The sequence below is a fragment of the Patulibacter defluvii genome (assembly GCF_034096925.1).
GTDB lineage: Bacteria > Actinomycetota > Thermoleophilia > Solirubrobacterales > Solirubrobacteraceae > Patulibacter > Patulibacter defluvii.
Genome location: NZ_JAWZSQ010000002.1, coordinates 379229 through 403404, shown reverse-complemented (window position 1 = coordinate 403404; position 24176 = coordinate 379229). Strand labels below are relative to the sequence as shown.

The following is a 24176-nucleotide window of genomic DNA, read 5'->3' as shown; positions in this document are numbered from 1 at the left end:
GGCCGGGGCCGGACCGGGGCGGCGCCGGCGCGGCGGCGGCCGCGACCGCCAAGGGCAAGGCCGCGGTGGCCGACGGCGCCTCCGGTCCGAGCGGCGCCGGCGTCAAGGGCGGCGGCCGGGCCGCGACCGGCGACGACGCCGCGTCCGCCGGCCGCTGATCACGATCGCCGACGATCGTCCCTGACCTTCGCCACGCCGCCGCGTTGTAAGCAGTGGCACCCCGTGCTCGCCCCGACGGCGAGACGGCGTTCCCGGTGCCGAATCCCCCGATCGGAAGGGACCACATGACCCCCACCCGCACCATCGCCACCGTCGCCGGCGTCGCCGTCCTGGCGCTGCCGACCGTCGCCCTCGCCGACCACGGCAAGGGCCACGGCAAGCCGGAGGACGGCCCGTCGACCAAGCCCGAGCACGGCAAGCGGCCGGTCGGCCGAACCGTCGTCGTCAGCGGCGGGGTGACCGCCGTCGACGCGAGCGCGAAGACCCTGACCCTCAGCGTCCACGGCGGCAACAAGGCCGGCCGCGGCGCCGGCGAGACGGTCACCGTCTCGCTCGATGGCGCCCGGATCGTCGCCCCCGACAACGACGGCGATGGCACCCGCGGCGAGATCGAGGACGTCCGCGTCGGCGACCACGTGATCGTGATCGCCACCAAGACGACCCCGGCGGCCGGCGCCCCGGCGGACGCCCCGACCCTCGTCGCCCGCCAGGTGATCGCGACCACGCCGAAGAAGGCGCGGCGGAACCTGATCTTCAAGGGCACGCTGGCCAAGTCCGACGCCGGCGCCAAGACGATCTCGGTCACGATCAAGAGCGGCAACCGCGCCGCCCGCGACTACAAGGGCCAGACGGTCGACTTCTCGATCGCCGACGCCCGGATCCGCGCCCGCGACAACGACGGCAACGGCAAGCGCAACGAGGCCGCCGACCTGCAGGTCGGCGACAAGCTCGTCGTCCACGTCCGCCTGGCCAAGGGCGCCGAGGCGACCCAGCCGCTGGCCGCGAAGTCGGTCGTCGACCAGAGCCGCGCGAAGAAGAAGCCGGCCACGACCAAGTAGCGCACGTCCCCGGCGCCGCCGCGCCGGATCGGGAGCAGCACCGCGGGCGCACGGGACGGCGCCCGCGGACCTCCCTCCCTCCCCCGCGCTCGACCGGCTCCCGCCCGACCGGCGGAGAAGCGCCATACGAGCGCCGGTGTGCCACGATTCCGCGGGCATGATCGAGCGCCTGCGACGGATCGTCGCCTCTCCCCGCTTCGACGCGGCGATCCTGGTGGTGATCGTCGCCAACGCCCTCGTCCTCGGCGCCGAGACCTACCCCGCGGCCGTCGACGCCCAGGGTCCGCTGCTGCGGACCCTCAACGACGTCTTCCTCGCCGTCTTCGTGGCCGAGCTGCTGCTGCGGATCACGGCCTCGCTCGATCCCGCCGGGCCGCGGGCGACGCTGCGGCGGTTCGCCGGCAACCGCTGGAACCTCTTCGACCTGGCGGTGATCGTCGCCAGCTTCCTGCCCGGCCTGCGCGAGAACGCGACCCTCCTGCGGCTGCTGCGGCTGGCCCGGATCGTGCGCGTGGTCCGGTTCCTCCCCGACCTGCAGGTGATCTTCGGTGCGGTCCTGCGCTCGGTCCCCGGCGTCGCCAGCCTGGCCGTGATGAGCGCGCTGCTGATCTACGTCTACGGGATGGTCGGGTGGGTGATCTTCCACGACCACGACCCGGAGCAGTTCGGCACGATCGGCAGCGCGATGGTGACGATGTTCGTCCTGCTGACGCTGGAGAACCTGCCCGACTACATCGCCGCCGGACGCGAGGTCAGTGACTGGACGCTGCTCTTCTACCTGTCGTACGTGCTGGTCGCGTCGTTCCTGGTCTTCAACCTCTTCATCGGGATCGTGATCGGCTCGATGGAGGAGGCACGGGCCCAGGACCGCGAGGAGAAGCGGATCCGCGAGCGGGCGGCGGCGGCCGCGACCGCCGGCCGCGAGGACGACCTGATCGTCGCCGTCGAGGACCGGATCGACGAGCTGAAGACGACGCTCGAGGAGCTGCGGGGCGAGCTGCGCGTGCGGCTGGCCGCCGACCTGGCCCGCGACGCGGCGCGCGACGGGGGTCGCGAGGGAGCCCGCGATGCGCTGTGATGCACGGCATGAGCACGTCCGCGTCCCGTCCCGCCGGCCCGCTGGTGGCCGTCGTCACCGGTGCCTCCAGCGGCTTCGGCGTCGCGATCGCCAAGCGCCTGATCCAGGAGCCGGGCTCGCGGCTGGTGCTCGTCGCCCGCCGCGCCGAGCGGCTGGCCGAGCTGGCGGCGGAGCTGGGCGCCGGCCGGCCCGCGGGGTCGATCACCTACGTCGCCGTCGACCTGACCGCCGACGACGCGCCGAACGCGGTCCGCGACCACGTCCGCGAGCACCACGGCGCACCGACGCTGCTGGTCAACAACGCCGGCGCCGGCTTCCGGGCCCGCTTCGGCGAGGAGCGCGGCGGCTGGGAGAACGTCCGCAAGACGATGGAGATCAACTTCGACGCGGTCGTCCGGCTGACCGAGGCGCTGTTGCCCGACCTGCGCAGCGCCGCCCCGAGCGCAATCGTCAACATCTCCTCGACCGCGGCCCGGGTCGGCCGCGCCGGCGCGGCGGCCTACTCGGCGTCGAAGGCCGCGCTGGCGCTCTGGAGCGACGGCCTCCGCTCCGAGGAGGCGCCCTACGGCGTCCACGTCGGCAACGTCCTGCCCGGCTTCGTGCCGACCGAGGGCTTCCCCCAGACCGAGCTGGTCAACCACCGCTTCGGCAAGTACATCCTCGGCACCCAGGAGCAGGTGGCCGAGGCGGTGGTCGCGACCGGGCTGAAGGGCAAGGCCGAGCGCTACGTGCCGCGCAAGTACGAGCTGGCCGCCGCCCTCCGCGGCGCCGCGCCGTGGCTGGTGCTGCGAGCGATGGGCTCGGACAAGGCGCGGACCCTGACGCCGAAGAGCAGCTCCGACGACTGATCCCGCGATGCCCGACCCCGACCCCGTCTTCCGCGCTCCGATGCGCTCGCGGACGCTCGAGCTGGCGCCCGGGATCGGGGCCGAGCACGCGATCGGGCGCGGGGTCTGCGCGATCGGCGGCGTCGTGTCGCCGACTCCGGACGACCTCCACGACGCGCTGGCCGCCGTCGCCGACCAGCACGGCGAACGGGCGGCGCGGAGGCTGCGGCGGTTCGCCGACGTGCCGGTCGGGGCCTTCGTCTGGACCCGCGACCGCGACGGCGGCTACCGGCTCGGGCGGCTCCGCGGCCCCTGGCACTACGACGCCACCGAGGCCTCGGCCGCCGTCGACCTGCCGCACGTGCGGCCGACGGCCTGGCTCGACCGCCGCTTCGCCGAGGACGAGGTCCCGGCCGCGGTGGCGGCGACCTTCGGCCGCGGCGGGCGCAACTTCCAGCGCACCCACGACGCCGAGGCCGAGCGGGACAGCGCCGCGCTCTGGGCCGCCGGCGACGGGTGAGCGACGGGGCGAGCCGCCCGCTCCCCTACCCTCGACGGATCGCCGCCCTGGACGACTTCCCGATCTCGATCGAGACCCGCGGCGGCGGGGCGCCCGAGCTGGTGCTCGACGTCCCGCGGTCGCTGAACGACGCCGTCCGGCGGATCCCCGGCCGCTACTTCGACTGGTCGAACCGGCGCTGGCGGGCCCCGCTCTCGGCGCGGGCGGCGGCGATCGTCCGCGAGTTGCTGGAGCAGGCCCAGCTGCGGACCGACGCCGCCGCGGCCGAGTGGCTGAGCGGGCTCTCCGGCTGGCAGGGCGAGGCGACGGTCCGCGAGACCGACCGCGGCCCGCGGCTGGCGATCGCCACGGTCTACGGGACCCCGCCGGCGAGCCTGGTCGCGGCCGGCGAGGAGCTGTCGACGGCGGCCTCGGCCGACCCGCGCGCACCGGCCGAGCGGGTCCACCTGCTGCCGTTCGACGCCGACGGCGTGGCGACGATGGACCGGCTGCCCGAGCTGAGCATCGACGCGACGGTGATGCTGGCCGCCGCCGAGCTGCGGATCGGGCGGATGCCGGCCGCCGCCACGCTGCGGCTGGGCCGCGACCAGCACGACCAGCCGCGGCTGGAGCTGCTGCCCGGCTGGAGCGGCCGCGCCCAGCGCGGGTTCGCGCTGCTGCCCGAGGCCGAGTCGCTGGAGACCCACCACCGGCCCTCGTACCGGCCCGGCGACGAGCCGATCGACCCGGCCTCGACGATCGCCGTCCCGGCCGACCCGGCGATCGTCGACGAGCTCGACGCGCTGCTCGCCGAGCACCCGCGGATCCAGGTCACCGGCACCGCCCGCGACCAGCTGGCCACGATGCGGGTCCAGCGCGACCAGCGGGCGGAGACGATCGCGCTCTCGGCCGCGGTCCGGGCCAACCCGCTGACGCGGACGGTGGCCGGCGAGCCGCTGCGGCTGGGCGGCGAGCTGCAGCCGTTCCAGCACGCCGGCGTCCGCTACGTGCTGCGGCAGCGGCGGACCTTCCTCGCCGACGAGCAGGGCCTGGGCAAGACGGTCCAGGCGCTGGCCGCGATCGAGGCGGCCGGGACGCTGCCGGCGGTCGTCGTCTGCCCGGCGGGGATGAAGCTGACCTGGCAGCGCGAGGCCGCGCGCTGGCTGCCGCAGCGGACGGTGGCCGTGCTGCACGGCCGCGACCCGGCCCAGTGGCTGGCGCCGGAGACGGCCGCCGCCGACCTGGTGGTGCTGAACTACGAGATCGTCGAGGACCACCTGGAGGCGCTGACGGCGCGGGCCGCGCGGGCGGTCGTCTTCGACGAGTCGCACTACTGCAAGGCGCCGACGGCGAAGCGGACGAAGGCCGCGCTGCGGCTGGCCGCGACCGTGCCCGCCGACGGGCTGAAGCTGGCCCTGACCGGCACCCCGGTGCTGAACCAGCCGCGCGAGCTGACCAGCCAGCTGCGGCTGATCGACCGCCTGCGCGACTTCGGCTCGGGGGCTGAGCTGGCGCGCCGCTTCCGGACCGCCAACGGCGACTGGGGCCACGACCGGCTGCACTGGCACCTGCGGGCCCACGGGTACGCGCGGCGGCTGAAGGCGGACGTGCTGCCGCAGCTGCCGGCCAAGCGCCAGGTCGAGGTGCCGCTGCCGCTCGACAACCTGGAGGAGTACCGGCTGGCCGAGCGCGACGTGATCGCCTGGCTGCGGACCCAGCCGCTCGACCTGCGCGAGATCGACGCCCAGGTGGCCGCGGCGATCCGGGCCGAGCAGCTGGTGCGGCTGAACCACCTGCGGCGGCTGTCGGCGCGCGGCAAGCTGGCCGGCGCGCTGACCTGGGTCGCCGACTTCCTGGCCCACGGCGAGCCGCTGGTGGTCTTCGCCCAGCACCGCGAGGTCCAGCAGGCGCTGCTGGACCGCTTCCCGCGCGCGGTCCACGTGCTCGGCGACGACGGCGCGGCGGCCCGCGACGAGGCGGTCCAGCGGTTCCAGGCGGGGGTGCCGGCCGGGGTGCCGTTCGTGCCCGCGCCGCCGGGGGCCGAGCCCGGCGTCGACGGGGACCTCGGCGGTACCGGCGACCGTGACGGTGTCAGGGCGGCGGCGGGCGGCGACCCGACGGTCGTCGACCTGGCGAGCGCCGCGGCCACCCGCGGCCGGGCCGGCGACGCGGGCGCGAACCTGATCGTCTGCTCGATGCGCGCCGCGGCCCAGGGCATCACCTTGACGCGGGCCTCGAACGTCGCCTTCCTGGAGCTGGACTGGACGCCGGCGATGCACGACCAGGCCGAGGACCGCTGCCACCGGATCGGCCAGCGCGACGCCGTGACCGCCTGGTACCTGCTGGCGCCCGACGGCGTCGACCGCGAGATGGGCGAGGTCCTGCGCCAGAAGCGCGAGCTGATCGACGCCGTGGTCGACGGACGGGCGCGCGACGTCGAGCCGGTCAGCCTGGCCGTGGTGCGGGCGCTGCGGGCCCGCGGCGGCAGTTGAGGCCGCCGGCCAAAGCGGCGTCAGCCCGCCCCCGCCCCCGCGAACTGGCGTCATTCCGCCCCGCATACCGCGGCGGAGTGAAGCCAGTTCGAGGAGGGAGGGGTGGGATGACGCCGCTTCACGCGCCGGCGGCGGTTGGCCTGCCCGTGCGGCGTGGCCGCTCAGACCCCGAGGATCAGCGCCACCTGGCGGACCTCGTCGGCGTCGAGCACCGGCGGACCGCTGGTCCAGCGGCGCAGCCGGCGGCGGACGCGGCGGCCCCAGGGGCGGCCGAGCAGGACGCCCCGCACCGGCACGTCGTCGAGGCCGAGGCCGTCGAGGGTGCCGCGCACCGCGTCGACCTGGCAGAGCAGGCCGCCGGTCATCCGGGCCCGCTCGCTGGCCGACAGCCAGGGCCGCCAGCGGTGGCCGCGGAGCCGGCCGGCGTAGCCGCGGCCGTCGAGCACGACGATCCCGGCCGGACCGACGACCAGCCGGTCGACGGTCGGCGCGGCGGTGGTCACGCTGCGGTCGCGGAGGACGATCAGCGTCTCGTCGTTCACCTCCGGACCGGTCATGGGGCAGTGATCGACGTTCCCGCCGCCCGCGGCGACCCCGAGTGGACGGATGGGCCAGGCGCGAGCCGCCCTCGGCGGGCCGGTTCTCAACGAACGTCGTGCTCGTCGGTCACCGTGTCCGAGCCGCAGCCCAGGGCGCCCGAAGATTCTCCGTCCTCAGGGGTTGGTCTTAGGCCGCCCTTCGCTACGATGGGGATGTGCAGCAGCGGGAGCTCCACCAGCCGGACGCCTTCCCCCGCGCGGGCTTCCGCGCCCGTCGCTGGATGCGCTTCGAGCGCGACCTGCGCGCCTGGCTGCTGACGTCGGAGGGCGAGTTCGCCGTCTGGCGCGCCACGCAGGCGATCGGCGACCGCGCCGACGCACCCCGCGACGGCGACCGCTGAGGTCCGGCGGCCGACGGCGCCGCCTGCTCGCCCTTCCCGCCGATCGACCCCATCCCGGCTCGCCGCCGGGCTGCCGGCCGTGCCCTCGCCGACCGCTCGCCGCCCCGGCGAGGGGACGATTTGGGCTGTCCTAAGTCCCACGTTAATTGTAGGAACTTGTTATAGTGGCCGGGAGTCGCCCCTACGAAGGAGCACACCATGGCTGTTACCCATCACGCCCAGGCCGGAATCCTCTCCGACGCCAACGCCAGCAAGCGCGAGGAGATCGTCGCCCTGCTGACCGAGGCCTACTGGATGGAGCTCGAGACGGTCACGAACTACCTGGCCAACGCCGCCAACCTCGACGGCATCCGCGCGAAGGAGGTCGCCGACGACCTCGACGCCGACGTCGAGGAGGAGCTCGGCCACGCGCGCCGGTTCGCGACCCGGATCAAGGAGCTGTACGGGACGCCGCCCGGTTCGGCCGACTTCCCGAGCGCCCAGTCGTTCCTGCAGCCGCAGGACGACCCGACCGACGTCGTGTCGGTGATCAAGGGCGTGATCGAGGCCGAGGCCGGCGCGATCGCGCACTACAACCGGATCATCGAGGCGACCGACGGGGTCGACTGGGCCACGCAGGACATGGTGATCGAGATCCTGCGCGACGAGGAAGGCCACATGCGGACCTTCGAGCGCTACCTGGCCGAGTTCAGCTGACCGAGGCGTCGGGGCTGGGGGCCGGCACCACGCGCCGGTCCTCCGCCACGACCTCGGGCTCGCCGACCAGCGGCTCGGCGAAGAGCCGCGTCAGCAGCGCCCCGGGCACGGGCCCGGCGAGCGCACGCTCGACGACCTCGCCCGTGGGCCGATCGATGGTGGTGGGGATGGGGGGATGTGCATCGGGGGATGACACACCCAGTCCATCGTCACCGAGGGGCCCGGGCTTGAGCGTTCTCTCTGTGGGCTGGAACACGGTCCGGAGCTCGACAGGACGTCCGTCCACCTCTCGGCGCGTCGCCGCTGACCACCCGTCCAGAGCCGTGGCCAGCTCCCGACGGACGCGGTGGCCGGGGCGGGTCGGCTGGCCGGCCGATCAGTCGGCCACGCCGGCTTCGCGCAGCGTCTTCCAGCGCCAGCCGAGCACCCGCGGGCGCTTGTCGCGCTGGGTCTCGTCGTCCTCAGGCACCAGCCGCTCGGCCAGCTCGATGTAGGGCCGGCCGACGGCGACCAGCAGCGCGTCGTCCAGGCAGCGGACCTGGTTGCGCTCCCAGCTGACGCCCTCGCGGAAGGTCCGGTCGATCGCGGCCAGGTCGACGCTGCGGACGGTCGACCGCAGCGCCTCGACGGTGTCGAGGCCGAGCTCGAGCGCGTGGCGGCGGATCCACTCCTCGCTGCCGGTGCCGCGGCTGGGCGGGGCGTCGGGGAACAGCTCGGCCAGCAGCGATCGCAGCGCCCGGGCGGTCAGGCGGTTGCCGACCGGGCGGGCGGGAGCGGCGGGCGCCGGCCCCTCCCCCGGCGAGGCGGAGACCGAGGACGGCGGGGCGACGGCCGGGTCGGGCGGTCCGGCGACCGGCGCGCCGGCGGCGGCGTCGTCGATCTCCTGCAGCAGCTCGTCGACCATCTCGATCAGGGCGGCGGCGCGGTCGAACTTGCGCGAGACCCGGGAGCCGGCGGCGCCCTTGTAGCGCGAGGCGTGCTCCAGCTCGGCCCAGACGTGCTGCAGCTGGGTGCGGAGCTGGATCTCGACCCGCGGGACGCGGTAGTCCTTGGGCGGGTCGGGGATCGCCAGCGAGCGCCCGGGATCGACCAGCACGTGCAGGCTCTGATAGCCGAACTGCCGCTCCTCCGCGTTGCGCGAGCCCTTGTTGCGCAGCTCGCGCACGGTCAGCCCGTCGTCCTCCCCGATCGCCTGCGCCACCGCCTCGACCTGGGCGGGCAGGAAGCAGACCACCCGCAGCGCCAGCTGGTCGGTGATCTCGTCGCACGGCAGCCGGTACTTCAGCCGCCCGGGGTGCTCCGGATCCTCGATCCCGGCCTTCTGCTCGAACGACGACGGCGACTTGATCCGCCACGCCAGGTCGTACTGGCTGGGCGGGATCCCGACGCCCCGGATCAGCTCCAGCAGGTGCTCGGACAGCCGCTCGCCCAGCCGCCGCAGGAACGCCTGGTAGGAGGGGAGCTCGTAGTGCTGCCGCGCCCGCCGCGCGTGCGCTGGATCGATCGTCGTCGCCATCCGGTCGAGCCAGCCTCGCAGGCGGGCCGGTCGGGTGGCGCGCGCGATGGCGCCCCCGTCAGCGCCGCATCCGGTAGCTGGTGGCGCGGCCGTCCTCGTCCGCGTCGGCCCGCGGCGAGCGGTCGGTCACTCGCCGCGCCCACCCGCGGACCCGGTCGCCGGGCGAGACGCGGCGGCGGAAGCGCTGCTGATCGAGCGTGGCCCCGCAGTACGAGCATCCGGCGGCGAAGGCGGTCACCCGCTCGCCGCACTGCGGGCAGTGGTTGCGGTCGTGGTCGAGCATCGGGGGCGGCGCCAGGGCCGGGCGCCGGCGGGGGAAGGTTGCGCTGGACGCTAGTTCGCCACCGTCAAGGACGGCTCAACCGCCGCTCACGATCTGGTCGGCGCCGCATGACCCCTAGGCCTTCCCCAGGGTTAGGCGAACCACCCTAGAGGTTGTTTGCGCGCGCGCTCGGGCGTCCTACGGTGGCCGTATGAACTCGCGAACATCCTCCGTGAAGTGGTGGGGCGTCGGCTCCGCCCTGCTGATGATCGTCGGCGGTCTCGGCCCGTGGGTCGTGGTCGGCGCGAAGACCCTCGCCCACGGCACCTCGAACGACGGCGCCCTCCTGATCGGCCTCGGCGTCGTCGCCGGCGGCCTGCTCCTCTGGCGCGGCGGCACCGCCCGCTGGCCCGCGATCGCCGCGCTCGTCCTCGGCGTCCTCGGCGCCGTGATCGCGATCGCCGACATCGGCTCGGTCAGCGGCGACTCCTTCGCCGCCGCGATCGCCGACCCGGGCTGGGGCCTGTACCTGGACCTGGCCGCGTCGATCTCGCTCGCCGTCGCCGGCCTCGTGCTGCTGGTCCTCGGTCGTCGCCCGGCGACCGCCGCCTCCGCCGCGTAGCCGCTGCCGGCGCGGGGCCCGCTACGGTCCCGCGCATGGCCGGCCCGCGCGGACGTCGTCCCGGACAGCGGCTGTTCGTCGCCCTCGCCCCGCCGGCCGCCGTCGGCGAGGCGTTGCTGGCGTGGACCCGTGACCGCCGTGGCCAGGCGCCGGGGACGCGACCGGTGCCGGCCGAGCAGCTGCACGTCACCCTGGCCTTCCTCGGCGCCCGGACGGTGGCCGAGATCGACCCGATCGCCGACGCCCTCGCCTCCGCCGTCGCCGAGCGCGGCGGCCGGCCGCTCCCCCAGCTGCGGCTGGGCAGCCCGCTGTGGCTGCCGCCGCGACGCCCGCGGGTGCTGGCCGCCGAGGTCCACGACGACGCCGGCGAGCTGGACGACCTGCAGGCCGCGATCGCCACCGCGCTCGAACGGGCGATCGGCTGGCGTGAGGAGCGCCCCTTCCGCGCCCACCTGACGCTGGCCCGGATGCGCTCCGACGCCGCGCCCGACCGGCGGACGCTGCCCGCCACGCCGGCGGCCACGTTCGTCCCCGACGCCGTGATCCTGTACCGCTCGCACCTGGAGCCCTCCGGCGCCCGCTACGAACCGCTCGAGCGGCTGCCGCTGACCTGATCGTCGGACGCGGCCAGCACCGACCCGAGCAGCGCCAGCCGCTGCTGGGCCAGGCCGCGGACCTCGCCGTAGGCCGGCGTCAGCAGCGGATCGCCGCGCTGCTCGGTGCGGTCGATCGCCGCCGCGAGCGCCGCATGGGCCTCCGCCAGCGTGAGCGGCGCGGCGTCGATCACCGGCTCGCCCCCGATCGCGTCGATCTCGCCGCAGAGCCGGTCGAGCGCGCCGGTCAGGTGCAGCGCCGTGGCCGGGCCGCCGCGCTCCGGGATCACGACCGCCGCCAGGCAGTGGGGTGGCGCGACGGCGCGGGCGAACTCGACCACCAGCGTCTGGACGCCCGGCTGGCCGGCGGCGGTCAGCCGCGCGGCGCGGACCGGACGGGTCTCGGCAGCTGGGACCACCAGATCGGCCGCGACAGGCCGCCGGCGACCAACCGCTCGGCGGCGCGCCCGGCGTCCTCCGCGACCGCCGCGCTGCCCGCGGCCGCGAGCGCGCTCAGCGCCGCCACCGCCGGCGGGTCGGCCCCGACCTCGAGCGCCTCGACCAGCTGCTCGCCGACCAGCGCCTCGAGCGCCGCACCGGGCCCGCAGGGACCGGTGAACCACTGGCCGCAGACGTTCGAGGCCAGCAGCTCGGCGTCGAGCGCGTCGGCCAGCCGCGGGGCCCAGGTGCGCAGCTGCCCGATCGACAGGTCGACCAGCTCGCCGGCGAGGAAGACCATGTCGGACGCCGCGATCCACCCGACCGAGCGGCCCGCGGCCGGGCGGTCGACGGCGGGCTGGTCGTGCTCCCGCGCGGTCGGCCGGGGACGGGGGGCGTGGCGGGTGGTCATGGCGGGATCGTGCCGGGAGCACCGGTGACGGAACCAGGGGCGAAGCGCGCCGATTCGACGCCGATCTCGTGCCAACTTCGTGACAGCGGCCGCTATGGTGGCGGGCGATGGCCCGGCGCCCCCGCACCGACGCGCTCGCCGCCCGCACCCGCGGTCGGCTCGCCGCCGCCATCGTCCTGACCATTACCGCCTGAGCCTGCGCCGCCGCGCGCAGGCCCGTCGTCCCGCGAGCGGACGACCGGCGGCGCCGACGCCGGGCGGGTCGTTCGACGGGACCGGAGGAGACGCCGTGTTCCACACCATCGACCTGACCCTCGACCCTCGCGAGCCGACCGTGCTCCAGCGGATCGTCGTCCTCTGCCGGGCCCGCGGCTGCGCGATCGCGGCCCTCGACTACCGGCCGGCGCGGGCGACGCTGACCCTCGACGGCCCGGCCGGGCGGGTGGCACTGGTCGGCGACCGGCTGCGGAGCCTGGTCGGCGTGCTCGACGTCCACGGCGCCGCGCTCGCCGGCCCCTGGCCCGGCGACGACCCGGCGGCGCGGCTGGGCCCGCCGCGAGCCGCGCCACTCACGCGGGACGCGCGTCCGGATCGGTCGTCCGGTCCGCTCGCGACCAGGTGCTGAGCACCATCAGGGTCTTCGTCCCCGTCACGCGGCCGCTCCGGCGCAGCTGGTCGATCGCCCGCCGCAGGTGCGTCATGTCCTGCACCCGCAGCCGCACCAGCGCGTCCGGATCGCCGGCCGTCGTGAAAACCTGCTGGACCTCCGGCAGGTCACGGGCCGCCGCCTCGATGTCCTCGAGCCGGGTGTTCCCGATCACCCGCAGCTCGGTGAACGCCTCCAGGCCCCAGCCGAGCTTCGCGTGGTCGATCACGGCCGTGTAGCCGGTGATCACGCCCAGCCGCTCCAGCCGGTCGATCCGCCGCTTGACCGCCGGCGCCGAGAGGCTGACCTGCTCGCCCAGGTCGGCCAGCCGGCGGCGCGAGTTCCGCTCGAGGGCGGCCAGCAGCTCGCGGTCGACGTCGTCCAGCTCGGGCAGATCGGGCATGGCCGCACCGTAGCGCTCCGACGCAACCGATCGCCACCTACGAGACATCTGCCTTCTGTTTCTTGCGCGGTCGGGCCGGTTCTCCGGAATCCGCTTGCTCGCGGGAGCGGGCCGGGGGTTGACTGGCACCACGATGGAACCCGTCTTCCCCGGCACCGAACAGCTCGTCCTCTGCGACGACCGCGCCACCGGGCTCCGGGCCGTGATCGCGATCGACGACACGACGCTCGGCCCCGGGCTCGGCGGCGTGCGACTGAAGGCCTACGCCAGCGACGCCGACGCCGTCACCGAGGCCCGCCGGCTGGCGGCCGCGATGACGCTCAAGAACGCCGCGGCCGAGCTGCCCTACGGCGGCGGCAAGGCGGTGATCGTGGCCGACGGACCGATCGCCGACCGCGCCGCGCTGATGCGGGCCTTCGGCCGCTTCGTCGCCCGCACCGGCGGCGCCTACCTGCCCGGCGTCGACATGGGCACCACCACCGCCGACCTGGCCGAGGTCGGCCGGGTCGCGCCCGACGTCGCCTGCGACCAGGAGGACCCGTCCGGCTGGACCGCGCTCGGCGTCTGGGCCGGGATCTGCGCGACCGCCCGCCAGCTCGACCGCCGCGACGACCTCGGGGGCCTGACCGTCGCGATCCAGGGCGTCGGCCACGTCGGCGCCGACCTGGCCCGGCGGGTCGCCCGCGACGGCGCCCGGGTGCTGGTCGCCGACGTCGACGGGCAGCGGGCCGCCGACGTCGCGGCCGAGGTCGGCGGCACGGTCGTCACCGCCGACGAGATCGTCACCGCCCCCTGCGACGTGCTGGCGCCGTGCGCGGCCGCGCGGGTGATCGACCGCGCGACGCTGCCGCGGCTGCGCTGCCGGGCGATCGCCGGCGCCGCCAACGACGTCCTGGCCGACGCCGAGCTGGCCGACGGCCTGCGGCGGGCCGGGATCGCGTACGTCCCCGACTTCCTGATCAACGCCGGCGGCGTGATCCACATCCACGCCCTCCGCGCCGGCTGGTCGGCCAGCCGTCTGGAGGCCGAGGTGCTGGCGATCGGCGACCGCGTCGAGCGCGTGCTCCACGACGCCGCCCGCGCCCACCGCCCCCCGCTCGACCAGGCGGTCGAGCGCGCCCGCGCCCGGATCGCCGCCGCCCGCCCCACGCCCGACGTCCGACTCGCGGCCTGACCGCGCCACCCGGGAGCCCGAGATGAGCACCGCCACCCCCAGCCGCACCCGCAGCAGCGGCCGCCGTCGCAGCGCCGGTGCCCGGCCCGCGGCCGACGAGCCGTCGCCGACCCACCTCACGGCGGCCGACCACGCCGCGCTCCACGAGCTGCTGCTGCTGACCCGCGCCGTCGAGGAGCGGGGAGTGCGCCTGTACAAGCAGGGCAAGATCCCCGGGTCGTTCTACGACGGCCGCGGCCAGGAGGCGATCAGCGTCGGCGCCACCTACGCGCTCGGCGCCGACGACGTCGTCTGCTCGCCGCTGATCCGCGACCTCGGCGCGCACCTCGTCCGCGGCACCGACCTGACCGAGCTGCTCCGCCACTACCTGGGGCGCGAGAACGCGATCAGCCGTGGCCGCGAGGGCAACATCCACTTCGGTGACCGCCGGCTGGGCGTCGTCGGGCCGGTCTCGATGCTGCCCGACATGATGGTCGTCGCGGTCGGCGTCGCGATGGCGTTCCGGATCCGCGGCGAGCGTCGCTGCGCGCTGAGCTTCTTCGGCGACGGCGCCACCTCGCGCGGGGACTGGCACGAGGCGATGAACTGGGCCAGCGTCCGCCGCGACCCGGTCGTCTTCGTCTGCGAGAACAACCAGCTCGCCTACTCGACCCCGACCGCCCGCCAGTTCCGGGTCCGTCCCGCCGAGCGGGCCGCGGCCTACGCGATGCCGGCCGAGGTGGTCGACGGCAACGACGTCGGCGCGGTCTTCGACGCGGTCCGGCGGGCGCGCGAGCGGGCGCTCGACGGCGGCGGCCCGACCCTGGTCGAGGCCGAGAGCATGCGGATGCACGGCCATGGCGCCCACGACGACGCCTCCTACGTCGACCCCGAGCTGCTGAGCGCCTGGGCCGACCGCGACCCGCTGGCCGCCCACGCGACGGTCGCCGGCGCCCACGGGGTCGACGTCGAGGCCCTGCTGCGGACGGTGACCGAGCGGGTCGACGAGGCGGTCGCCGCCGCCCTCGCCAGCCCGATGCCGGATCCCGCCGGAGCGGCCGACGACGTCTTCTGCGTCGGCGATCCGCAGGGCCTGGGCGCCGGCCGCGCGCCCTGGAGCGGCTTCGAGCGCGAGGCCGCCTGATGGCCCGGATGACCTACCTGCAGGCGATCACCGACGGCCTCCGCGAGGAGATGCGGGCCGACGAGCGGGTGCTGCTGGTCGGCGAGGACATCGGAGCCTTCGGCGGTGCCTTCAAGGCCACGGTCGGGCTCCAGGAGGAGTTCGGTCCCGACCGCGTCCAGGACGCCCCGATCGCCGAGGCGGCGATCATCGGCACCTCGGTCGGCGCCGCGATCGCCGGGCTGCGGCCGGTCTGCGAGATGCAGTTCTCCGACTTCGTGGCCTGCGGCTTCGACCAGCTGGTGAACGTGGCCGGCAAGATGCACTACCGGACCGGGCTGGCGACGCCGATGGTGGTGCGGCTGCCGACCGGCGGCGGCTTCGGCGGCGGCCCCTTCCACTCCCAGAACCCGGAGGCCTGGTTCATGCACGCGCCGGGCCTGAAGGTGGTGGCGCCGTCGACGCCGGAGGACGCCAAGGGGCTGCTGATCGGAGCGATCCGCGACCCCAACCCGGTCTGCTTCCTGGAGCACAAGAACCTCTACCGGCGGGTCAAGGGCGAGGTCCCCGAGGGCCGCTACGAGACGCCGTTCTCGGCCCGGATCGCGCGCCCCGGCCGCGACCTGACGATCGTCACCTACGGGGCGATGGTCCACGCCGCGCTCGACGTCGCCGAGCGGCTGGCCGACGAGGCCGACGTCGAGGTGCTCGACCTGCGGACGCTGGTGCCGCTCGACGAGCAGGCGATCCTGGAGAGCGTCGCCCGCACCAACAAGGTGCTGATCGTCGACGAGGCGAACGAGACCTGCGCCGCCGGCGCCCAGGTGGCGGCGCTGATCGCCGACCGCGCCTTCGACCAGCTCGACGGCCCGCTGCGGCGGGTCGCCACCCCCGACGCGCCGATCCCCTTCAGCCCGACGCTGGAGCCGGCGGTCCTGCCCACTCCCGACCGGATCCTGGAGGCCGCCCGTGAGCTCCTCGCCTACTGACCTGGCCACCGCCGTCGACGTCGTGATGCCCGCGATGGGCTCCTCGGTCGTCGAGGGCACGATCGTCGATTGGCGGGTGGCGGTCGGCGACGTGGTCGCGGCCGACGAGACGATCTGCGAGATCTCGACCGACAAGGTCGAGAGCGAGTGCCCCTCGCCCGCCGCGGGGACCGTGATCGAGCTGCTGGTCGAGGCTGGCGAGACGGTCGACGTCGGGACCGTGCTGGCCCGGATCGCGCCCGAGGGCGCGGTCGTCGCGGCGCCCGCCGAGGCGCCCCCGGCCAGCGACCCCGCCGACCCGCGCGACGAGGTCGCGGCCGAGAGTGTCACGGCCGTCGTGGCGGACGGCGGCGACCGCCGGCAGGCGCTCCAGCGGTCGTCGCCGGTGGCGCTGCGGATCGCGACCGGTCACGGCCTCGACGTCGCGACCGTGACCGGCAGCGGCCGCAACGGCCGCGTCACGAAGGGCGACGTCCTGCGCGCGATCGAGGACGGCGTCGGGGGCGACGAGCCGCCGATGCACATCGAATCGCCCTACCGCCACGACCCGAACGTGCCCGTCGCGGGAGCGGAGCCGCGCTCCTCCTCACCGCGTCAGAAGCCCGCCTCCGCGGCGGGCACGACCCCTGTCCCGGCCCCGGCCCCGGCGACGCCGCCCGACGACCTCGGCGGCACCGTCACGCCGATGTCGCGGATGCGGCGCTCGATCGGGACCGCGATGCGCCGCGCGCTCGACAGCGCCGCCCACTGCACGACGGTCGTCGAGTGCGACATGTCGCGGATCGAACGCCAGCGGCGGGCGCTCGGCCTGACCGCGCTGCCGCTGATCGCGGTCGAGGCGATCGCGGCCCTGCGCGACTTCCCGGGCCTCAACGCGACGCTCGACGGCGACGTGTTGACCGGCTACGACCGGGTCCACCTGGGGATCGCGGTCTCGCTCGGCGAGGACGGCCTGATCGTGCCGGTGATCCACGACGCCCAGGACCTGAGCGCCGAGGGCCTCGGCCGCCGGATCAAGGACCTGGCCGGCCGCGCCCGCGGCAAGCAGCTGCTGCCGGACGAAGTCCGCGGCGGGACGTTCACGATCACCAACCCGGGCGCCGCCGGCGCGCTGATCGCCACTCCGGTGATCAACGTCCCGCAGGTGGCGATCCTCGACCTCGAGGCGATCGTCAAGCGGCCGGTGGTGGTGACCGACGAGGACGGCAACGACAGCATCGCGATCCGCCCGATGGCCAACCTCTGCCTGAGCTGGGACCACCGGGCGCTGGACGGGATGTACGCCGCCCAGTTCCTGACCGCGCTGCGGAAGCGGCTGGAGGGCGTCGGGGGCTGAGGGCCGTCGATCAGACCGGGTCGCCGTCGGGCAGGCCGTGCTTGGCGACGACGCGGTCGTAGTTGAGCCGCATCAGCGCGATCACGTCGTCGACGTCGGCGGCCGTGGTCAGGGCGCGGGCGGCCCAGGCCGGCTTGTGGGGCGCGACCGGGTGGGGGCCGACGCGACCAGCGGCGCGGAGGGCCGCCCCGACCTCCTTGGGGAAGCCGAAGTGGGCGACGCGGTCGCCGTGCAGGTGGCCGATCTCGCGGCGGCCGAGCCGGAACGACAGCTCGCCGCGCTCGCCGAGGCCGTGGTGGACGCCGGGCCAGTCGCCGACGGTGGCGGTGATGCGGGCGCTGGCGGAGGTGGTCGGGGACGGGGCGGTGGTCATCGCTGCTCCTCGGAGGGGGACGGGTGCCTGCCGACCACCATGAGCCTTCAACCACGGTTGAAGTCAAGGGCGGTTGCCTATCCTGGGCACGATGGCCGGCCAGGAGACCCCCGCGACCCGCGCCGCCCGCGCCGCCGGGATCGCCTTCGAGATCCACGAGTACGAGCACGATCCCGCGGTCGCCTCGTACGGCCTGGAGGCGGCCGAGGCCCTGGGCCTGGACCCGGCGCGCGTCTTCAAGACCCTGCTGGTCCAGCGCGGCGACCAGCCGACGGTCTGCGTCCTGCCGGTCTCGGCGACGCTCGACCTGCGGGCGCTCGGCAAGCGGACGGCGATGCTCGACCCGAGCCGCGCCGAGTCGCTGACCGGCTACGTGACGGGCGGGATCAGCCCGCTCGGTCAACGGCGGCGGCTGCCGACCCTGCTCGACGAGAGCGCCGACGAGCACCGCACGATCGCCGTCAGTGCCGGACGCCGCGGGCTGGAGATCGAGCTGGCCCCGGACGACCTGGTGGCGCTGACCGGGGCCGAGCGGCGGCGGTTGGCGCGGGACTGACGCGGCCGTCCGTCCGTCGGGACCTCCCCGGGCGCTCGCCCGCGCTAGCGTGGAGCCGTGCCCGCGCCGCTCTTCCGCCTCGTCGCCGTCCCCGCCGCCCTCAACGGAACGCCCGCCTCGTGGGCGGCCGACATGCTGCGCGACGGCGAGGTGGCGGTGCTGGTCGACGAGGGTGGCCTCGACGCGATCGACGCCGTGGCCCGGGCGATCGACGCCACCGCGATCGCCGTCGTGCGGACCGAGCCGACGCCCGAGCAGCAGGAGCGGACGGTGATGGCGCACGCCGACGGCCTGGCCCTGATCTGGGTCGCCGGCGGCTTCAGCGACGAGGCGCGCGCCTGGGCGACCAAGCGGGCCCCGATGACGCTGCTCGTCGAGGCGACCGGCCCGCTGCCCGACGACGAGCGCCACCGGATCGAGCGCTTCATCCGGATCCTCGGCGGCCAGGCCGCCTGACGCGCGGGCCCGGAGGTCCGCCGGACCGCCTACTCCAACCGCTCCCCCAGGAACTCGCGCTCGGCGGCGTTCTCGGTCAGCGCCAGCGCCGCGCGGTAGGCGTCGGCGGCCTCGCGGTCGCGGCCGAGCCGCCGCAGCAGCTCGGCCTTGGTCGACGGCAGGTAGCGGTAGCCGTCCAGCCGCCCCTCCCGCTCCAGCGCCTCGACCTCGGCCAGCGCAGCCTGTGGCCCGTCGACCATCGCCACCGCCACGGCACGGTTGAGCCGCACCACCGGCGAGCTCCAGACCCGCGCCAGCTCGTCGTAGAGGGTCAGGATCTGGGGCCAGTCGGTCTCGTCGTAGCGGGGCGCCTGCGCGTGCAGCGCCGCGATCGCCGCCTGCAGCACGAACCGTCCCGGCGGTGCCGACCGCAGGCTGGCCACGATCAGCCGGTCGGCCTCCTCGATCGCGGGCCGGTCCCAGACGCCGCGATCCTGGTCCTCCAGCCGCTGCGGCCGACCGCGCTCGTCGGTGCGGGTCGCTCGCCGGGCGTGGTGGACGAGGAGCAGCGCCAGCAGCCCGGCCACCTCTCCGTCGTCGGGGACGAGGGCCCGCAGCATCCGCGCCAGGTCGAGCGCCCGCTCGGCCAGGTCGATCCGCACCAGCTCCTCGCCCGACGGCGCCGCGTGCCCGGTGGCGGCGAGCAGGTGGACGACGGTCAGGACCGCGTCGAGCCGGGCCCGGCGGTCGTCCGGCCCGGGCACCGCGAACGGGATCCGCGCGGCGACGATCTTCTTCTTCGCCCGCGTCAGCCGCGCGGCCATCGTCGGCTCGGCGACGAGGAAGGCGTGCGCGATCTCGGCCGTCGCCACCCCGCAGACCAGCCGCAGGGTAAGCGCCACCTGGGCCTCGCGCGCCAGGGCCGGGTGGCAGCAGACGAACACCAGTCGCAGCCGGTCGTCGGGGAAGGGGTCGTCCTCCGGCAGCGTGCCCTCCTCCCCCGCCCCGGCGCGCGCCTCGGGCTCGATCAGCAGCGGCAGCTTCTCCCGCAGCGTCCGCCCGCGGCGGAGCCCGTTGAGCGCCGTCCGCCGCGCCGCGACCGTCAGCCACGCGCCGGGGCGCTCCGGGATGCCATCGCGCGCCCACGCCGCCAGTGCCGAGACGTACGCGTCCTGCACCGCCTCCTCCGCGGCGTCGAGATCGCGCGTGACGCGGACCGTCGCGGCGAGCACGGCGGCCCACTCGCGACGGTGCGCGTCGGCGACGGCTTCGGCGACCGCGGTCAGGACCGCTCCGCGACCTCGAAGCCGAGCAGCGGCCGGACCTCGACCGCGCCGTCGATGATCGGGGTCATCCGCGCCAGCTCGAGCGCGTGGTCGAGGTCGCGCGCCTCGATGATGAAGAGGCCGCCGAGGACCTCCTTGGTCTCGACGAACGGGCCGTCCGTGATGACCCCGTCGCGGATCGTCGTGGCCGTCTCCGGCGGCTCCAGGGCCAGGCCGGCGACCTCGCGACCGCCGGCCTCGGCGATCCGCCCCGGCAGCGCCCGGTGGGCGTCCATCACCTCCGCCGGCAGCTCGGCGGGCGGCACCCGCTCATAGATCATGATCGCGTACTGGGGCATCAGGCCACCGCCGTGGTCGTCGTGGTCGTGGTCGTGGTCGTGGAGGCGAGTGCCCGCCAGGCATCGGCCGCGGACTGAGCGTCGGCGCCGGGGGCGAAGAGGTGGAGCGTGATCCCGAGCCCGCCGCCCCACGCCTCGCGGCCGAAGCAGCGGATCAGCGCGTCGTCGCCGCGCAGCCCGAGGAAGGCCGGGGCGACGTAGTCGATCCGCAGGTCGAGCGCCGCGCCGGTCAGCGGCGCCCGCACCTGGTCGCCGACCCGCGCCTCCTCGTCGACGCCGATCGCCCGCCGCAGGTCGGCCAGCGTCGCGGGCACCTCGACGCTCACGTAGGCGGGCACGCGTCCCGCGAAGTCGCGCACGTACGTGGTCAGGGCGTGGCGGTAGAAGTCGGTGTGCCGGACGCAGGCGTCGTGCTCCTCCGCCGTCAGCAGCGAGAGGTGCCGGTAGCGCACCGCGGTCCCGCCCGGGTCCGGCTCGAGCCGGTAGTCGAGCGTGTTGTGCCAGCCGTCGGGCCGGGTCGCTCGGGTCTGGAAGTGCCGGCCCGGCTCCCACGCCGTCACGGTGCCGCCGGACGAGGTCAGGCCGCGCTCGGCGCCGCCGACCCGCGGCTCGTACTCGATCGGCCACAGCCAGCCGTCGGCACGCTGCGTGATCGCCTGCCACACCTGGTCGGGCGTCCCGGGGAGCACCTGCTCCCATCGGATGTCGGTCTGCTCGGGCATCGTCGTTGCTCCCGTCGTCGGATCGGGCCGCCGCGGCGGCCCCTTCTACCTCTCCGACAACCGCGTCATCACGAAATCGACAACCGCCTCAGACGACCAGCCGATCGGCCAGCGGCGGCAGCACGTCCGCGAGACCGCCGTCGATCCGGATCGTCGCCTCGCCGTCGCCGCGCGTCGGTCCGCGGGTGACGATCGCGACCGGGATCCCCCGCTCGGCCGCCCGCCGCACGAAGCGGTAGCCCGAGAAGACCTTGAGCGACGACCCGAGCACGAGCAGCGAGCGGGCCTCGTCGGTCAGCGCGAAGCACCGCTCGACCCGGTCGCGCGGCACCGACTCGCCGAAGAAGACGACGTCCGGCTTGAGCGTGTCGGACCCGCAGACCAGGCAGCGCGGGACGACGAACGAAGCGACCTCGAGATCGTTCAGCGCGACGTCGCCGTCCGGCCGGATCTCGTGGTCGGCGGCGACGAAGCCGGGGTTGTCGTCCCGCATCCGCCGGTCGAGCGCCACGCGGTCGCTGCGGTCGCGACAGGTCAGGCAGACGACGTCGGCAAGCGAGCCGTGCAACTCGACGACCTCGTCGCTGCCGGCCCGCTGGTGCAGGCCGTCGACGTTCTGGGTGATCACGGCCCCGATCCGCCCGGCCCGCTGGAGGCGCGCGACCGCGTCGTGGGCGGGGTTCGGCCGCACGCTCGAGAACCGCTGCCAGCCGACGTAGGCGCGGGCCCAGTAGCGCTGCCGGGCCGCCGCGCTGGCCACGAACTCGCGGTACTGCATCGGCGTCACGCGACGCTCGCCGTCCGGGCCGCGGTAGTCGGGGATCCCGGAGTCGGTCGACATCCCGGCCCCGCTCAGCACCAGCGCATCACCGGCCGCCAGCAGTCCGGCCAGGGCCTCGAGGGCGTCCCCGGACGGGGCCGCGGGATCGGTCTCGGAGGTGCTGACGGTGGCCATGCGGTGATGGTGCCAGCCCCGCCTGTGCCGGAACAACGGATCTTCGTGCCAATTCCGTGACAGCGCCGGGCCAAATGCGAGGATGGCCCCGATGGCCGACCCCAGCGACCCGGTCCGGATCGACCGCTGGCTGTGGGCCGCGCGGTTCTTCAAGACGCGGCCGTTGGCCGTCGAGGCGATCGGCGCCGGCCACGTGCAGCGGGAGGGCAAGCCGCTGAAGCCGTCGCGGCTGGTCGGACCCGGCGACGAGCTGACGATCACCGTCGGCCAGCAGCGGTTCGTGGTCCTCGTCCGCGCCACCGCCCAGCGGCGCGGTCCCGCGAGCGAGGCGGCGCTGCTCTACGAGGAGCGACCGGAGAGCCGCGCCGAGCGTGAGCGGCTGGCCGAGCAGCGACGGCTGGCCGCCCCGTTGGGGGCGGACCTCGGACGCCGGCCGACGAAGCGCGACCGGCGGCGGATGGAGCGTGAGCGGGGACGCGATCCGGACCGGCGTTCGCGCTAGCGGCCGATGAGTTCCAGGGCCGGGCGCGGTCTTTGTCGGCGGACCGCCGACCGAGCGGCCCGCCCGACCAGGAGGAGCAGACATGAGCAGCGTGTTCATCGACTTGGGGATCTCGGCCGACGGCTACGTCGCCGGTCCCGACCAGAGCCCGGAGACGCCGCTCGGCGTCGGCGGCGAGGACCTTCACCGCTGGATGTTCGCCCGCGACCTGCCGTTCGACGATTCGGTCGACCCCGAGACCGTCGACGACCCGGACGCGAAGGTCGTGGCCGAGACGTTCCGCGACGTCGGCGCCTACGTGATGGGCCGCCAGATGTTCGGCGGCGGGCCCGGCCCCTGGCGCGAGGACGAGCCGTGGACCGGCTGGTGGGGGCCGAACCCGCCGTTCCACGTCCCGGTCTTCGTGGTCACCCACTACCCGCGCGAGCCGCTGACGGTGGAGGGCGGCACCACCTTCCACTTCGTCACCGAGGGGCCGGAGGCCGCGCTGGAGCAGGCCCGCGAGGCCGCCGGCGACCGCCGGATCCGCGTGGCCGGCGGCGCCAGCATCGCCAACCAGCTGCTGATCGCAGGTGCGGTCGACGAGGTCCACCTGCACGTCGTGCCGCAGATCCTGGGCGGCGGCGAGCGACTGTTCGAGGGCGTGACGCCGGCGATGCTGCGGATGGAGATCGACCGGGTGCTGCCGGCGCCGACGGTGACGCACGTGCGGTACCGGGTGCGGCGGTAGGGGCCGTTCGTCCAGGTCTCGGTCGCCGCGTCGAGGACCGGTGGCGGTGGGACGATGGGTCCCGGGAGGCCGTCGCGCGCACGGTCGCGTTCGTCCGTGGAGCCCGTCGTGTCCCTCACCGCTACCCGCCGCACCCCGATCCTGCTAGCGCTGCTCGTCGCGGCGGTCCTCGGACTGCTCCCAACGGCGACGGTCCGGGCCGACGACCCGCCGGTCGAAAGCGACCGCGGCACCGTCACCGGCCGCGTCGTGGGCAGCGACGGGAAGCCGATCGCTACCCCGTCGGTGGCGTTCGTCCCCGGGGAGCATGAGGGCTCGTGGGGCGGGCTGACGGAGCCCGATGGCTCGTTCTCGTTCGAGATGCCGGCGGGGACCTACCGGCTGTACGCCAACGGCGGGACGTCGCACCGCGAGGGTTGGGCCAACGGGGCGACCAGTTTCGAGACGGCGACGACCGTCACGGTCGTCGCCGGCCAGGTGGTGCGGGACGTGATCGTCACGATCGCGCCCCGGCCCCAGTACGACATGTGCGATCCGGACGGGACCTTCGTGGCCGGGACCGACGGCCCCCGTCCCGACGGCTACTACCCGGGCTGTCCGCCGCGCGTCGGCATGTGGCCCTGGCAGATGGTCGCCGTGATCTACGTGACCCAGGGCTGCGCCGCGCCGGTCCCGGTGCCACTCGAGCTCGCCGGCTTCACCCGCGAGACGCTCTGCGCCGCCGGGCTCTACCTGATCGAGCATCCCGACGGGTCGTACGGCTCGCCGAGCACGCCGGGCGGCCACGGCGAGGGACGCGACATGCTCCTGAGCATGGTCCCGCCGGAACTGCTGGCCCGGACCCCCGCGACGCTTCCGGACGTCGTCCTCGGGCTGCCGGGGGCGGTCTCGCCACGGGGGGCCTTCGCGATCCCCGTGACGTGCACCGACAGCGCTTGCAAGGGCACCGTCGCCGTGACCACCCGGGTGCGGACGGCGGCGCCGCGACATGGCCGTGCGCCGCGGACGCGCGTCGTCACGATCGCCAAGGGGCGCGTGCGCGAGGCCTCGTCGGCACGGCTGCGCCTGCGGCTCAACGCGACCGGCCGCCGCCTGCTCCGGACCAGCCGCAAGCTCTCGATCAGCGTCACCTGGACGACGCCCGGGGCGGCGTCCACCAGCACCCGGCGGACGCTCGCGCTGCGGCGCCGCTGAAC

Annotated in this window: 30 protein-coding genes; 19 read left to right on the top strand and 11 right to left on the bottom strand. The window is 75.4% G+C overall.

Translation table 11 applies throughout. The features are described from left to right. The first annotated feature begins 284 nt into the window (after positions 1–284). The 5 genes from SH587_RS04035 (at position 285) to SH587_RS04015 (ending at position 5954) form a co-directional block, all read left to right on the top strand. On the top strand, positions 285–1058 hold the full coding sequence (locus SH587_RS04035; RefSeq protein WP_320669281.1) for a hypothetical protein: 774 nt from the start codon (positions 285–287) through the stop codon (positions 1056–1058). Positions 1059–1215: 157 nt separating this feature from the next. Beyond that, a complete protein-coding gene (locus tag SH587_RS04030) occupies positions 1216–2136 on the top strand; it encodes an ion transporter (RefSeq protein ID WP_320669280.1) in 921 nt (306 codons plus the stop codon). A gap of 8 nt (positions 2137–2144) precedes the next feature. Further along, positions 2145–2984 (top strand): SDR family NAD(P)-dependent oxidoreductase, encoded by an 840-nt coding sequence (locus tag SH587_RS04025; protein ID WP_320669279.1) that lies wholly within the window; start codon positions 2145–2147, stop codon positions 2982–2984. Positions 2985–2991: 7 nt separating this feature from the next. Continuing rightward, positions 2992–3483, top strand: a complete 492-nt coding sequence (locus SH587_RS04020) for a hypothetical protein (RefSeq protein ID WP_320669278.1) — start codon at positions 2992–2994, stop codon at positions 3481–3483. Continuing rightward, positions 3480–5954 carry a DEAD/DEAH box helicase gene (locus SH587_RS04015; protein WP_320669277.1) on the top strand — a complete coding sequence of 825 codons (2475 nt, stop codon included), beginning with the start codon at positions 3480–3482 and terminating at the stop codon, positions 5952–5954. Before SH587_RS04020 ends, SH587_RS04015 begins: the two co-directional genes overlap by 4 nt. Before the next feature lie 161 nt (positions 5955–6115). On the opposite strand, the gene SH587_RS04010 is transcribed toward SH587_RS04015, so the two are convergent. After that, positions 6116–6511 carry a hypothetical protein gene (locus tag SH587_RS04010; protein ID WP_320669276.1) on the bottom strand — a complete coding sequence of 132 codons (396 nt, stop codon included), beginning with the start codon at positions 6509–6511 and terminating at the stop codon, positions 6116–6118. Between the two features lie 197 nt (positions 6512–6708). Here SH587_RS04010 and SH587_RS04005 point away from each other — a divergent pair, with 197 nt between their 5' ends. Together SH587_RS04005 and SH587_RS04000 are read left to right on the top strand one after the other, a co-directional pair. Then, on the top strand, positions 6709–6894 hold the full coding sequence (locus SH587_RS04005; RefSeq protein WP_320669275.1) for a hypothetical protein: 186 nt from the start codon (positions 6709–6711) through the stop codon (positions 6892–6894). Positions 6895–7092: 198 nt separating this feature from the next. Then, positions 7093–7590 (top strand): ferritin-like domain-containing protein, encoded by a 498-nt coding sequence (locus SH587_RS04000; RefSeq protein ID WP_320669274.1) that lies wholly within the window; start codon positions 7093–7095, stop codon positions 7588–7590. A gap of 376 nt (positions 7591–7966) precedes the next feature. Here SH587_RS04000 and SH587_RS03995 read toward each other — a convergent pair whose 3' ends face one another. Beyond that, positions 7967–9106, bottom strand: coding sequence for a GTP pyrophosphokinase (locus SH587_RS03995; RefSeq protein WP_320669273.1), 1140 nt, complete (start codon positions 9104–9106; stop codon positions 7967–7969). A gap of 58 nt (positions 9107–9164) precedes the next feature. Next, the gene (locus tag SH587_RS03990; protein ID WP_320669272.1) at positions 9165–9389 is read right to left on the bottom strand and encodes a hypothetical protein; all 225 of its coding nucleotides are present in this window, start codon (positions 9387–9389) and stop codon (positions 9165–9167) included. A 190-nt stretch (positions 9390–9579) separates the two neighbouring features. On the opposite strand from SH587_RS03990, the gene SH587_RS03985 reads away from it, so the two are divergent. Then, positions 9580–9990: a hypothetical protein gene (locus SH587_RS03985; protein WP_320669271.1), complete on the top strand. Its 411-nt coding sequence runs from the start codon at positions 9580–9582 to the stop codon at positions 9988–9990. Positions 9991–10025: 35 nt separating this feature from the next. Beyond that, positions 10026–10604: an RNA 2',3'-cyclic phosphodiesterase gene (thpR, locus tag SH587_RS03980; RefSeq protein WP_320669270.1), complete on the top strand. Its 579-nt coding sequence runs from the start codon at positions 10026–10028 to the stop codon at positions 10602–10604. Here the strand turns inward: thpR and SH587_RS03975 are convergent. Then, positions 10571–11002 carry a hypothetical protein gene (locus SH587_RS03975; protein WP_320669269.1) on the bottom strand — a complete coding sequence of 144 codons (432 nt, stop codon included), beginning with the start codon at positions 11000–11002 and terminating at the stop codon, positions 10571–10573. The genes thpR and SH587_RS03975 overlap by 34 nt on opposite strands. After that, on the bottom strand, positions 10957–11433 hold the full coding sequence (locus tag SH587_RS03970; protein ID WP_320669268.1) for a hypothetical protein: 477 nt from the start codon (positions 11431–11433) through the stop codon (positions 10957–10959). Before SH587_RS03970 ends, SH587_RS03975 begins: the two co-directional genes overlap by 46 nt. A gap of 289 nt (positions 11434–11722) precedes the next feature. Here SH587_RS03970 and SH587_RS03965 point away from each other — a divergent pair, with 289 nt between their 5' ends. After that, positions 11723–12058, top strand: a complete 336-nt coding sequence (locus SH587_RS03965; RefSeq protein WP_320669267.1) for an acetolactate synthase small subunit — start codon at positions 11723–11725, stop codon at positions 12056–12058. Here the strand turns inward: SH587_RS03965 and SH587_RS03960 are convergent. Next, the gene (locus SH587_RS03960) at positions 12003–12482 is read right to left on the bottom strand and encodes an Lrp/AsnC family transcriptional regulator (RefSeq protein WP_320669266.1); all 480 of its coding nucleotides are present in this window, start codon (positions 12480–12482) and stop codon (positions 12003–12005) included. The genes SH587_RS03965 and SH587_RS03960 overlap by 56 nt on opposite strands. A gap of 133 nt (positions 12483–12615) precedes the next feature. On the opposite strand from SH587_RS03960, the gene SH587_RS03955 reads away from it, so the two are divergent. Genes SH587_RS03955 through SH587_RS03940 form a run of 4 tightly spaced genes read left to right on the top strand, consistent with a single transcriptional unit; the run spans position 12616 to position 17083 of the window. Then, positions 12616–13656, top strand: a complete 1041-nt coding sequence (locus SH587_RS03955) for a Glu/Leu/Phe/Val dehydrogenase family protein (RefSeq protein WP_320669265.1) — start codon at positions 12616–12618, stop codon at positions 13654–13656. A 22-nt stretch (positions 13657–13678) separates the two neighbouring features. Beyond that, positions 13679–14779 carry a thiamine pyrophosphate-dependent dehydrogenase E1 component subunit alpha gene (locus tag SH587_RS03950; protein ID WP_320669264.1) on the top strand — a complete coding sequence of 367 codons (1101 nt, stop codon included), beginning with the start codon at positions 13679–13681 and terminating at the stop codon, positions 14777–14779. After that, positions 14779–15747 carry an alpha-ketoacid dehydrogenase subunit beta gene (locus SH587_RS03945; protein WP_320669263.1) on the top strand — a complete coding sequence of 323 codons (969 nt, stop codon included), beginning with the start codon at positions 14779–14781 and terminating at the stop codon, positions 15745–15747. Before SH587_RS03950 ends, SH587_RS03945 begins: the two co-directional genes overlap by 1 nt. Continuing rightward, positions 15728–17083: a dihydrolipoamide acetyltransferase family protein gene (locus tag SH587_RS03940; RefSeq protein ID WP_320669262.1), complete on the top strand. Its 1356-nt coding sequence runs from the start codon at positions 15728–15730 to the stop codon at positions 17081–17083. The genes SH587_RS03945 and SH587_RS03940 overlap by 20 nt, the downstream gene beginning before the upstream one ends. A gap of 10 nt (positions 17084–17093) precedes the next feature. Here the strand turns inward: SH587_RS03940 and SH587_RS03935 are convergent, their stop codons facing one another. Beyond that, entirely contained in the window at positions 17094–17456 is a 363-nt protein-coding gene (locus SH587_RS03935; RefSeq protein WP_320669261.1) for a luciferase domain-containing protein, read from the bottom strand. Between the two features lie 91 nt (positions 17457–17547). Here SH587_RS03935 and ybaK point away from each other — a divergent pair, with 91 nt between their 5' ends. Then, positions 17548–18012 (top strand): Cys-tRNA(Pro) deacylase, encoded by a 465-nt coding sequence (ybaK, locus tag SH587_RS03930; RefSeq protein ID WP_320669260.1) that lies wholly within the window; start codon positions 17548–17550, stop codon positions 18010–18012. 57 nt (positions 18013–18069) lie between these two features. Further along, entirely contained in the window at positions 18070–18468 is a 399-nt protein-coding gene (locus SH587_RS03925) for a hypothetical protein (protein ID WP_320669259.1), read from the top strand. A gap of 29 nt (positions 18469–18497) precedes the next feature. Here the strand turns inward: SH587_RS03925 and SH587_RS03920 are convergent, their stop codons facing one another. The 4 genes from SH587_RS03920 to SH587_RS03905 form a co-directional block, all read right to left on the bottom strand. Beyond that, positions 18498–19733, bottom strand: coding sequence for an RNA polymerase sigma factor (locus SH587_RS03920; protein WP_375341729.1), 1236 nt, complete (start codon positions 19731–19733; stop codon positions 18498–18500). After that, the gene (locus SH587_RS03915; RefSeq protein ID WP_320669257.1) at positions 19730–20071 is read right to left on the bottom strand and encodes a YciI family protein; all 342 of its coding nucleotides are present in this window, start codon (positions 20069–20071) and stop codon (positions 19730–19732) included. Before SH587_RS03915 ends, SH587_RS03920 begins: the two co-directional genes overlap by 4 nt. Next, complete coding sequence (locus SH587_RS03910; RefSeq protein ID WP_320669256.1) at positions 20071–20793, bottom strand: SRPBCC family protein; 723 nt, start codon at positions 20791–20793, stop codon at positions 20071–20073. Before SH587_RS03910 ends, SH587_RS03915 begins: the two co-directional genes overlap by 1 nt. 88 nt (positions 20794–20881) lie before the next feature. Further along, the gene (locus tag SH587_RS03905) at positions 20882–21748 is read right to left on the bottom strand and encodes an NAD-dependent protein deacetylase (RefSeq protein WP_320669255.1); all 867 of its coding nucleotides are present in this window, start codon (positions 21746–21748) and stop codon (positions 20882–20884) included. Between the two features lie 91 nt (positions 21749–21839). Between SH587_RS03905 and SH587_RS03900 the strand changes: the two genes are divergently transcribed. The 3 genes from SH587_RS03900 (at position 21840) to SH587_RS03890 (ending at position 24174) form a co-directional block, all read left to right on the top strand. Then, positions 21840–22250 (top strand): Hsp15 family ribosome-associated heat shock protein, encoded by a 411-nt coding sequence (locus SH587_RS03900; protein WP_320669254.1) that lies wholly within the window; start codon positions 21840–21842, stop codon positions 22248–22250. A gap of 82 nt (positions 22251–22332) precedes the next feature. Continuing rightward, entirely contained in the window at positions 22333–22980 is a 648-nt protein-coding gene (locus tag SH587_RS03895) for a dihydrofolate reductase family protein (RefSeq protein WP_320669253.1), read from the top strand. Between the two features lie 108 nt (positions 22981–23088). Beyond that, positions 23089–24174, top strand: coding sequence for a peptidase associated/transthyretin-like domain-containing protein (locus SH587_RS03890; RefSeq protein WP_320669252.1), 1086 nt, complete (start codon positions 23089–23091; stop codon positions 24172–24174). Positions 24175–24176 lie beyond the last annotated feature (2 nt).

Excerpts from the sequence above, each read along its gene's own strand:
- SH587_RS03905 (WP_320669255.1), bottom strand. The coding sequence starts at position 21,748 with ATGGCCACCGTCAGCACCTCCGAGACCGATCCCGCGGCCCCGTCCGGG.
- SH587_RS03970 (WP_320669268.1), bottom strand. The coding sequence starts at position 11,433 with ATGACCACCCGCCACGCCCCCCGTCCCCGGCCGACCGCGCGGGAGCAC.
- SH587_RS03935 (WP_320669261.1), bottom strand. The coding sequence starts at position 17,456 with ATGACCACCGCCCCGTCCCCGACCACCTCCGCCAGCGCCCGCATCACC.
- SH587_RS03950 (WP_320669264.1), top strand. The coding sequence starts at position 13,679 with ATGAGCACCGCCACCCCCAGCCGCACCCGCAGCAGCGGCCGCCGTCGC.
- SH587_RS04035 (WP_320669281.1), top strand. The coding sequence starts at position 285 with ATGACCCCCACCCGCACCATCGCCACCGTCGCCGGCGTCGCCGTCCTG.
- thpR (WP_320669270.1), top strand. The coding sequence starts at position 10,026 with ATGGCCGGCCCGCGCGGACGTCGTCCCGGACAGCGGCTGTTCGTCGCC.
- SH587_RS04030 (WP_320669280.1), top strand. The coding sequence starts at position 1,216 with ATGATCGAGCGCCTGCGACGGATCGTCGCCTCTCCCCGCTTCGACGCG.
- SH587_RS03955 (WP_320669265.1), top strand. The coding sequence starts at position 12,616 with ATGGAACCCGTCTTCCCCGGCACCGAACAGCTCGTCCTCTGCGACGAC.
- SH587_RS03985 (WP_320669271.1), top strand. The coding sequence starts at position 9,580 with ATGAACTCGCGAACATCCTCCGTGAAGTGGTGGGGCGTCGGCTCCGCC.
- SH587_RS03945 (WP_320669263.1), top strand. The coding sequence starts at position 14,779 with ATGGCCCGGATGACCTACCTGCAGGCGATCACCGACGGCCTCCGCGAG.
- SH587_RS04010 (WP_320669276.1), bottom strand. The coding sequence starts at position 6,511 with ATGACCGGTCCGGAGGTGAACGACGAGACGCTGATCGTCCTCCGCGAC.
- SH587_RS03900 (WP_320669254.1), top strand. The coding sequence starts at position 21,840 with ATGGCCGACCCCAGCGACCCGGTCCGGATCGACCGCTGGCTGTGGGCC.
- SH587_RS04020 (WP_320669278.1), top strand. The coding sequence starts at position 2,992 with ATGCCCGACCCCGACCCCGTCTTCCGCGCTCCGATGCGCTCGCGGACG.
- SH587_RS03990 (WP_320669272.1), bottom strand. The coding sequence starts at position 9,389 with ATGCTCGACCACGACCGCAACCACTGCCCGCAGTGCGGCGAGCGGGTG.
- SH587_RS03895 (WP_320669253.1), top strand. The coding sequence starts at position 22,333 with ATGAGCAGCGTGTTCATCGACTTGGGGATCTCGGCCGACGGCTACGTC.
- SH587_RS03995 (WP_320669273.1), bottom strand. The coding sequence starts at position 9,106 with ATGGCGACGACGATCGATCCAGCGCACGCGCGGCGGGCGCGGCAGCAC.
- SH587_RS03915 (WP_320669257.1), bottom strand. The coding sequence starts at position 20,071 with ATGCCCCAGTACGCGATCATGATCTATGAGCGGGTGCCGCCCGCCGAG.
- ybaK (WP_320669260.1), top strand. The coding sequence starts at position 17,548 with ATGGCCGGCCAGGAGACCCCCGCGACCCGCGCCGCCCGCGCCGCCGGG.
- SH587_RS03960 (WP_320669266.1), bottom strand. The coding sequence starts at position 12,482 with ATGCCCGATCTGCCCGAGCTGGACGACGTCGACCGCGAGCTGCTGGCC.
- SH587_RS04025 (WP_320669279.1), top strand. The coding sequence starts at position 2,145 with ATGAGCACGTCCGCGTCCCGTCCCGCCGGCCCGCTGGTGGCCGTCGTC.
- SH587_RS04000 (WP_320669274.1), top strand. The coding sequence starts at position 7,093 with ATGGCTGTTACCCATCACGCCCAGGCCGGAATCCTCTCCGACGCCAAC.
- SH587_RS03910 (WP_320669256.1), bottom strand. The coding sequence starts at position 20,793 with ATGCCCGAGCAGACCGACATCCGATGGGAGCAGGTGCTCCCCGGGACG.